Origin of the sequence: Streptomyces aurantiacus (assembly GCF_001418335.1) — a bacterium.
Lineage (GTDB): Bacteria > Actinomycetota > Actinomycetes > Streptomycetales > Streptomycetaceae > Streptomyces > Streptomyces aurantiacus.
The window spans coordinates 120,714-127,440 of record NZ_LIPP01000149.1; the positions used below are offsets into that span (position 1 = coordinate 120,714).

Consider the following 6,727-nt stretch of genomic DNA (forward strand, 5'->3'; position numbering starts at 1 on the left):
CCGCGCCCCTAAGGGGGCTGCCCCCAAGGGGGCGCCCCCTGGGGCCCCAGGCTACACATCCTCGCCCTCGCGTTAGATTGATCCCGTGCCCTATCGCCTCTCTCACCTGTCTCGCCCCTCCCGTCTCTCTCGGCCCCGGGCCGTTGCCGTCTGCGCCCTCCCCGTCGTGGCGCTGCTCGCCACGGCGGTGTTCGCGCCGTTGCCGTTCTCGATGGCCCAGCCCGGTATGACGGCGGACGTCCTCGGTGAGAACAAGGGCGACCCGGTGATCACGATCTCCGGTACGAAGGTCCGCGGGACGAGCGGGCAGCTGCGGATGACGACCATCGAGGCGACGGGCCCGGACGCGCACGTGGACCTCGGTGACGTGCTCGACGGCTGGTTCCGTACGGACCGTGCGGTGATGCCGCGCGACTCGGTCTACCCGAAGGGGGACGGCGTCGAGGAGATCGAGGAGTACAACGCCGAGGAGATGAGGAAGTCCCAGGACGCCGCCACCGAGGCGGCCCTGAGCCACCTCGGTGAGAAGCCGGACGACATCAGGGTCACCCTGAAGCTCGCCGACGTGGGCGGTCCGAGCGCCGGGCTCCTCTTCTCCCTCGGCATCGTCGACAAACTGGACGGCGACGGCAGCGGCGGCGACCTCACGGGCGGCCGGGTCATCGCGGGTACGGGAACGATCGACGCCGACGGGAAGGTCGGCGCGGTCGGGGGAGTGGCCCTCAAGACCAAGGCGGCCCGCCGTGACGGCGCCACGGTCTTCCTGGTCCCGAGGGCGGAGTGCGCCGACGCGAAGACGGAGCTGCCGAAGGGACTCCGCCTCATCCCGGTGACGACACTCAAGGGCGCGGTGAACTCCCTGGTGGCGCTGGAGAAGGGACAGGGCTCCGTCCCGGGCTGTTAGGAACCGCTGTCGGCCGGAACCACTGCCCGCCAGGACCGCTGCCTGCCAGGGCCGCTGCCCGCCAGGGCCGCTCAGCCCTCCTTCACGAATCCCTCCGCCTTCATCCAGTCCAGTGCCACCGCGTGCGGGTCCTGGCCGTCGACGTCGACCTTGGCGTTCAGTTCCTGGGCCACGTCGTTGTTCAGCCGCTCGGTGACCGGGGCCAGGATGGCGGCGATCGCCGGGTACTTCTTCAGGGTTGTGGAGTTGATCTCGGGAGCCACGTTGTAGTTGGGGAAGAACTTCTTGTCGTCGGCCATCACCGCGAGGTTCATGGACTTGATGCGCCCGTCGGTGGTGAAGACCTCCCCGTACGTGCAACTCCCCTTGGCGACCTGCGTGTAGATGATCCCGGTGTCCATCTGCGTGATGTTCCCGCCGGGCAGTTTCATGCCGTACGCCTCCTCCATGCCCGGCATCCCGTCCGCCCGGTTGGCGAACTCGCTCTCCACACAGACCGTGACCGCACCGGGGTCCGACGTGGCGAGGGCGGCCACCTCGGACAGCGTCTTCGTGCCGTACTCCTTGAAGTTGGACCGGTTCATGGCGAGCGCGTACGTATTGTTCAGCGCCGACGGCGCCAGCCAGGTCAGCCCGTTCTTCAGGTCGGCCGCACGCACGGCCTCCCACTGCTTGTCCGGTTCCGGGATGGGGTCGCTGTTGCCCTGGTAGGTGATCCAGGCGGTGCCCGTGTACTCGTACATGGCGTCCGCGTCCCCGCTCTTGACCGCCTCCCGGGCGCCGATGGAGCCCTGGATGCCCGTGCGGTCGAGGACGTCGGCGCCGGCCGCCTCGAAGGCGATGCCCATGATCGCGCCGAGGACGAGCTGCTCGGTGAACTCCTTGGACGTCACGGTGAGATCGGCGCCCTTGAGCGGCTGCCCCCGCCCGACCGAGCCCGGCTTCACATCGTCGACCATGGGCGAACCACTGGTCAGCCCACAGCCGGGAACCACCGCCAGCAGAGCCCCCGCCACCAACACGACCCGCGTGGCCGCCAGAGCCGTACCCCGTCCCGTACGCCGCCCCGTACGCCGTCTCATCATCCCGATCCCGTCTCCAGTCCGCGCGGGCTGAGCAGCAGTTCGGCCAGCGACGCCAGCCAGTCGACCAGCAGCGCCAGCGCGACGGTCAGGATCGAGCCGAGGACCAGCACCGGCATCCGCTGATTGGTGATCCCGGTCGTGATCAGTACGCCGAGACCGCCGCCCCCGCCGAACGTGGCGAGCGTCGCCGTGCCCACGTTCAGGACGAGCGCGGTACGCACTCCCGCGAGGATCAGCGGTACGGCGAGGGGGAGTTCGACCCGGCCCAGTACGCCCAGCGGTGACATGCCGATGCCCCGGGCGGCCTCCAGGAGCGTCGGGTCGTTCGCCTTCAGCCCGGCGATCGTGTTCGACAGGACCGGCAGGACGGCGTACGCGATGATGCCGATCAGCGCGGCTTTGCGGCCGATGCCCAGCCAGATCACCAACAGGGCCAGCAGACCGATCGCGGGCGTCGCCTGCCCCATGTTGGCGAAGGTCATCGCCACCGGTGCCGCCCTGCGAAAAGCCCCGCGCGTCAGCAGGATGCCCAGCGGGATCGCGATGACCAGCACGAAGAACGTGGAGATCACGGTCAGTTCGATGTGCTGCCGCAGCGCCTTCCACACCTGGCCGTTCGAGAGCGCGTTCTCGGAGAGCGGGTCCAGGTCCGCATGCCGGAACCAGAGCCAGGTGCAGAGCAGCCCGACGACGAGCACGGCGGGCAGGAAGGTCAGCTTCCGCCAGCCGAGCCCGGCCGCCCGCGACATGGCGTCCGCCACGGCAAGGCCCTCGTCGATCGCGGCCTCCCGCCCGGCCTCCACCCCCAGACCGGAAGCGCCGCCGCGGCCACTCTCGGGAGCCCTCACGCCTCCCCCTCCCCGCCGGCCGCGCCCTCCAGATCGTGCTGGTGCTCCATCGCGTCGAGCCGGTCGGCCTCCAGCATCTCCTGCACGGAGTTCATCAGCGTCGCCATGTCCACCACGCCGGTGTACTCCCCGCGCCGCCCGGTCACCACGACCCGCCCCGCGTTGTCGATGAGCACGGCCTCCAGCGCGTCCCGCAGCGTCCCGTCCCGGGTCACCGTGTCGTGCACCGGCGTGCCCGCCCTGGCCAGCGAACCCCGGGCCCGCATCAGGTCCCCGCGCCGCAGCCACTTGTAGGGCCGCCCCTGCCGGTCGAGCAGCAGGATCTCGTTCGTGCCGCTCGACCGGACCCTGCTGACGATCTCCTGCAGTGAGTCGTCGACGGTCACCGTCGGATAGTCGGTGATCTCCACGTCCCGTACGCGGGTCAGGTTCAGCCGCTTCAGCGCGGCCCCCGCGCCCACGAACCCGGACACGAAGTCGTCGGCGGGGTTGGTGAGGATGGCCTCCGGGGTGTCGAACTGCGCGATGTGCGACCGCTCCCGCAGCACGGCGATCCGGTCGCCCAGCTTGATGGCCTCGTCGAAGTCGTGCGTGACGAAGACAATGGTCTTGTGCAACTCGTGCTGCAGCCGGATCAGCTCGTCCTGCAAATGATCACGCGTGATGGGATCGACGGCACCGAACGGCTCGTCCATCAGAAGCACGGGCGGATCGGCGGCCAACGCCCGCGCCACCCCCACCCGTTGCTGCTGACCGCCCGACAGCTGCCGCGGATAACGGCCCCGGAACTCACCGGCGTCGAGACCGACAAGATCCAGCATCTCCTCGATCCGAGCGGCGATCCGCGCCTTCGGCCAGCCGATCATCTTCGGTACGAGGCCGATGTTCTGCGCGACCGTCATGTGCGGGAAGAGCCCCGAGGACTGGATGGCGTACCCGATCTTCCGGCGCAGCTTCACGGGGTCCATGTGGGTGACGTCCTCGCCACCGATCCTGATCCGTCCGCCGGTGGGCTCGATCAGCCGGTTGATCATCTTCAGGGTGGTGGACTTCCCGCACCCCGAGGGCCCCACGAGGACGACGAGCTCGCCGGCGTTGATCTCCATGTCGACGCTGTCCACCGCGGGATCGGAACTTCCCGGATACCGCTTGGTCAGGCTCTCCAGCCGAATGGTGGCACCGGTGGCGGCCCTCTCCGCACTACGGTCCCCGACCGTCCGAGGCTGCTCGGACGGCGTCCCGGATGTCTCAGACACGAATCCCCCTCGGGATGGTCAGTCGCCCGATGAGGACGTACACGGCGTCGAACAGCAACGCGAGGACGATGATCCCGAGCGTGCCCGCGAGCACCTGGTTGAGCGCGTTCTTGCTGCCCAGGGAGGCGATACCGCGGAAGATCTCGTTGCCGAGGCCGGGCCCGGAGGCGTAGGCGGCGATGGCGGCGATGCCCATCAGCATCTGGGTGGAGACCCGGATGCCGGTCAGGATCGGCGGCCAGGCGAGCGGCAGCTCGACCCGCAGGAGCCGGGCGAGCCGCGACATCCCGATGCCTGTCGCCGCGTCCACCAGCGACGGATCGACCCCGCGCAGCCCGACGATCGAGTTGCGGACGATCGGCAGCAGCCCGTACAGGATCAGCGCGATGACCGTGGGAGGAACGCCGAGACCCACGACCGGGACCAGCAGACCGATCATGGCGAGCGAGGGGATGGTCAGCAGGGTCGCCGTCGTGGTCGTGGCGAGGTTCCCCGCCCAGCCGCTGCGGTAGGTGACGACGCCGAGCACCACCCCCAGAACCGTGGCGACGACCATGCACTGGAACACGGCGCTGGCGTGCTGGTAGACGTCGGCGAGAAGCTGCTGATGGCGACTGCCGAGGTACTCCCAGAAGTTCACCCGCTGTCACCCCACTCGGTCGCCTCAGTCGCCTCTGCCCGTGTCCTTCGCCGCCTGCTCCACCAGCGGGATGATCCGCAGCGGAACGGGGTTCTCCATGACGATCGCCGTGGAGGCCCGGACAATGCCATCAAAACCGACAACCCGGTCGATCACCCGCTGAAGATCGGCGTTCGACCGGGCCACGAGCCGGCACAGCATGTCTCCGCCGCCCGTGGTCGTGTGCAGCTCCAGCACCTCGGGCACGGTCGCCAAGTGCGCCCGGACATCGACCCCTTGCCCCTGCCGGATCTGCAGGGTCGCGAAAGCGGTGACGGGATACCCGAGAGCCGTCGGATCCACCTGCGGCCCGAACCCCCGGATGACTCCATTCGACTGAAGCCGGTCCAGCCGGGCCTGCACGGTCCCGCGTGCGACACCGAGCCGGCGGGACATCTCCAGCACGCCGATCCGCGGCTCCTCGGCGAGCAGCACGATGAGCCGGCCGTCCAAACCATCGATCGCCACAAGGACCTCCACCCTGGTCACCCTGCACACAACGCCCGACCGAACCCACTATCCACTGAACAGATTGCCCAGCAGATACGCAATCGATTGCGCACTCTGCGAAACGGAGGGAACCTGCGGACATGACGCAGACCACACACCACACCCCGGACACCGCGCGGCAGGCAGACCCCTTCCCGGTCAAGGGAATGGACGCGGTCGTCTTCGCCGTGGGCAACGCCAAGCAGGCCGCGCACTACTACTCCACCGCCTTCGGTATGCAGCTCGTCGCGTACTGCGGGCCGGAGAACGGCAGCCGCGAGACCGCGAGCTACGTCCTGGAGAACGGCTCGGCCCGGTTCGTGTTCACCTCGGTCGTCAAGGCCGCCACCCCCTGGGGCCACTTCCTCGCCGAGCACGTGGCCGAGCACGGCGACGGCGTGGTCGACCTGGCCATCGAGGTGCCGGACGCGCGGGCCGCGTACGCGTACGCGGTGGAACACGGCGCCACCTCCGTCACCGAGCCGTACGAGCTGAAGGACGAGCACGGCACGGTCGTCCTCGCCGCGATCGCCACCTACGGCACGACCCGCCACACCCTGGTCGAGCGCACGGGCTACGACGGCCCGTACCTCCCCGGCTACACGACGGCCGCCCCGATCGTCGAGCCCCCCGCCCACCGCACCTTCCAGGCCATCGACCACTGCGTGGGCAACGTCGAACTGGGCCGGATGAACGAATGGGTCGGCTTCTACAACAAGGTCATGGGCTTCACGAACATGAAGGAGTTCGTGGGCGACGACATCGCCACCGAGTACAGCGCCCTCATGTCGAAGGTCGTCGCCGACGGCACGCTCAAGGTCAAGTTCCCGATCAACGAGCCCGCCATCGCCAAGAAGAAGTCCCAGATCGACGAGTACCTGGAGTTCTACGGCGGCGCCGGCGTCCAGCATCTCGCCCTCAACACGAACGACATCGTCGCCTCGGTACGGGCCATGCGCGCCGCCGGCGTCCAGTTCCTGGACACCCCCGACTCCTACTACGACACCCTCGGCGAGTGGGCGGGCGAGACCCGCGTCCCCGTCGAAACCCTGCGCGAACTGAAGATCCTGGTCGACCGCGACGAGGACGGCTACCTGCTCCAGATCTTCACCAAGCCGGTCCAGGACCGCCCGACCGTCTTCTTCGAGATGATCGAACGCCACGGCTCGATGGGCTTCGGCAAGGGCAACTTCAAGGCCCTCTTCGAAGCGATCGAACGAGAGCAGGACCGCCGCGGCAACCTCTGAGCACCTCCTCCGTCGCGGGACCCGCGCCTACGGCGGGAACCCGCGCCGGACGGGCGGCGGCGGTGAGGGCGAGGGCGCCTGTTCACATCTGCCGGGAGCGGGCCGTGCCGGTACGTCGCAGTCCGCCGCGTAGGGCTCCTGCAAGCGACCTGCCTCCGTTCTCCTTGGGGCAGTACACCCGGAAGGCGGCGGACTCGACGTACCGGCACGGCCCCGACC

At 69.0% G+C, this 6,727-nt stretch carries 7 protein-coding genes; 2 read left to right on the forward strand and 5 right to left on the reverse strand.

From position 1 onward, the window contains the following. Positions 1–166 precede the first annotated feature (166 nt). Positions 167–904 carry a S16 family serine protease gene (locus AOK01_RS20970; RefSeq protein ID WP_245702334.1) on the forward strand — a complete coding sequence of 246 codons (738 nt, stop codon included), beginning with the start codon at positions 167–169 and terminating at the stop codon, positions 902–904. Between the two features lie 71 nt (positions 905–975). Here the strand turns inward: AOK01_RS20970 and AOK01_RS20975 are convergent, their stop codons facing one another. The 5 genes from AOK01_RS20975 to AOK01_RS20995 form a co-directional block, all read right to left on the reverse strand. Beyond that, positions 976–1,863, reverse strand: a complete 888-nt coding sequence (locus AOK01_RS20975; protein WP_342671053.1) for a glycine betaine ABC transporter substrate-binding protein — start codon at positions 1,861–1,863, stop codon at positions 976–978. A gap of 122 nt (positions 1,864–1,985) precedes the next feature. Next, complete coding sequence (locus tag AOK01_RS20980) at positions 1,986–2,738, reverse strand: ABC transporter permease (RefSeq protein ID WP_055513970.1); 753 nt, start codon at positions 2,736–2,738, stop codon at positions 1,986–1,988. A gap of 95 nt (positions 2,739–2,833) precedes the next feature. Continuing rightward, positions 2,834–4,093, reverse strand: coding sequence for a betaine/proline/choline family ABC transporter ATP-binding protein (locus tag AOK01_RS20985; RefSeq protein WP_079103609.1), 1,260 nt, complete (start codon positions 4,091–4,093; stop codon positions 2,834–2,836). Beyond that, entirely contained in the window at positions 4,086–4,733 is a 648-nt protein-coding gene (locus AOK01_RS20990; protein WP_055513937.1) for an ABC transporter permease, read from the reverse strand. The genes AOK01_RS20985 and AOK01_RS20990 overlap by 8 nt, the downstream gene beginning before the upstream one ends. A 24-nt stretch (positions 4,734–4,757) precedes the next feature. Next, positions 4,758–5,240, reverse strand: coding sequence for an Lrp/AsnC family transcriptional regulator (locus AOK01_RS20995; protein WP_055513972.1), 483 nt, complete (start codon positions 5,238–5,240; stop codon positions 4,758–4,760). Between the two features lie 122 nt (positions 5,241–5,362). On the opposite strand from AOK01_RS20995, the gene hppD reads away from it, so the two are divergent. Continuing rightward, complete coding sequence (hppD, locus tag AOK01_RS21000; RefSeq protein WP_055513939.1) at positions 5,363–6,508, forward strand: 4-hydroxyphenylpyruvate dioxygenase; 1,146 nt, start codon at positions 5,363–5,365, stop codon at positions 6,506–6,508. Positions 6,509–6,727: the final 219 nt, after the last annotated feature.

Excerpts from the sequence above, each read along its gene's own strand:
- AOK01_RS20975 (WP_342671053.1), bottom strand. The coding sequence starts at position 1,863 with ATGGTCGACGATGTGAAGCCGGGCTCGGTCGGGCGGGGGCAGCCGCTC.
- AOK01_RS20980 (WP_055513970.1), bottom strand. The coding sequence starts at position 2,738 with ATGTCGCGGGCGGCCGGGCTCGGCTGGCGGAAGCTGACCTTCCTGCCC.
- hppD (WP_055513939.1), top strand. The coding sequence starts at position 5,363 with ATGACGCAGACCACACACCACACCCCGGACACCGCGCGGCAGGCAGAC.